Here is a 702-nt window from a genome sequence, read left to right on the forward strand (position 1 = left end):
TTGGTAATAATTTTCAGTCCCTGCTGAAAGAAATCTTTCCATAAAGCAGTATTGTAACCTTTATCCCCAAAACAAAGACCTTTTACTTTCCCTAAAATGCGTTTCAGAAGGCTGTGGTTATTATCCGCTACATTTCCGGGAGTGAGATCAAAATCCAGGATTTCCCCTTTTTCATTAATAACCAGATGGACTTTAAAACCATAGAACCATCCGGTAGAGGACTTGCCCCGTGCCGCTCTGCCTTTGAATACTTTATGCTGATGGATGCGGCGGTTATGACAGACAACGATCTTTTTTGAATCAATGAAACTTATTCCCGTTTGCAGACTAAGGGAACACAGGACTTTGGCAAAAATAAACAGAGGAAGGGAAACACAGGACAGGACTTCGGTAAAACGGTTATAGCTTAAAAGCTTTGGAAAATAAGAGCTTAACTCATTGGCGACAAACTGACAGTAGAAATATTCAAAACATTTGTATCCTGAGTAATGGTAATAAATCAGAAGGGTCATTATTTCACTCTCGCTCATTTTACAGCAAGGCTTCTGATAGCCACCATAAATTGTTTTATCTTCGAGGATTTTTGAAAACACTTCGCTTTCAATTTCTTTACACAGGTCATCAGCTTTGATGAAGATTTCTATCAATAGATTTTCGTCAAAAAGCATATCTTTGTTTTTCATGAGGTGTTTTAGTATTTGT

1 protein-coding gene is annotated in these 702 nt (G+C 37.5%); it reads right to left on the reverse strand.

Annotated features, from left to right (window positions below; translation table 11 throughout):
• Nucleotides 1–683, reverse strand: a 683-nt coding sequence (locus B0E34_RS19015; protein WP_087712054.1) for an IS982 family transposase, incomplete at its 3' end; no start/stop codon positions are given.
• Nucleotides 684–702 lie beyond the last annotated feature (19 nt).

The sequence above is a fragment of the Chryseobacterium mucoviscidosis genome (assembly GCF_002177115.1).
GTDB classification, from domain to species: domain Bacteria; phylum Bacteroidota; class Bacteroidia; order Flavobacteriales; family Weeksellaceae; genus Chryseobacterium; species Chryseobacterium mucoviscidosis.